The organism is Iodobacter sp. BJB302 (assembly GCF_002735645.1).
GTDB lineage: Bacteria > Pseudomonadota > Gammaproteobacteria > Burkholderiales > Chitinibacteraceae > Iodobacter.
Map to the genome: position 1 here is coordinate 1 of NZ_PDZG01000185.1, position 705 is coordinate 705.

Consider the following 705-nt stretch of genomic DNA (forward strand, 5'->3'; position numbering starts at 1 on the left):
CCTGATTATGTCTCTTGCTCAATTAAGGCTTGAAATACCCCTCTTGGACAAGGTTTAGCCTGCATCACGGCTTTGAGTAATCGAGGAATCAGAGCGCACAGGTCTGCTCGACGATTGAAACGGTATTGCACCTCAGCCAAATAACGAGCCGCATATTTTGAAAATTTGAATGCATGATGCGTTCCAGACAGCGTGGTTTTCAGGTTGCCAATCAGCACATTGAGCCATTTAAACGCATCAATTTCGGTGCCTGCTTTCCCCTTCGGCGCAATCACCACGCGGTGTTGAAAGCCGAGCTGCTGCACGACCCTAAACCCGCTCAAGCCATCCGAAGTGATCACGCTCCCCGCTCGTAAGGCGCTACTTGCCCAAGGCATCAAGGCGGCGAAAGAGAAGCCATCAACAGGATCAAAACGCACTCGGTTGGGCTGGCCGTTACGCATTTCCACGGCGGCGACAAAGGCCGTTTTGTTCTCTGAGCCCCGCCCAGATTTGCCACCTGGATACTCGCCACCGAGATAGGCGTCATCAACCCGAATATCGCCGCTTAAAGGTTGGCTGCTTTCACGTTGGCGCATTGCATCCATCAGCTTATGTTTGAGCAACCACGCGGCTTTCCAGCTAATTCCCAGTTGTCGCCGCAATGCCAAGGCAGCAATATTGGTCTTGGATTGAGTCACCAAGTAAATCGCCAAAAACCATTTA

The 705-nt window shown here is 51.6% G+C and carries 1 protein-coding gene; it reads right to left on the reverse strand.

From position 1 onward, the window contains the following. Window positions 1-5 precede the first annotated feature (5 nt). A partial coding sequence (locus CSQ88_RS22545; RefSeq protein WP_099400273.1) for an IS1595 family transposase occupies window positions 6-705 on the reverse strand: 700 nt, incomplete at its 5' end.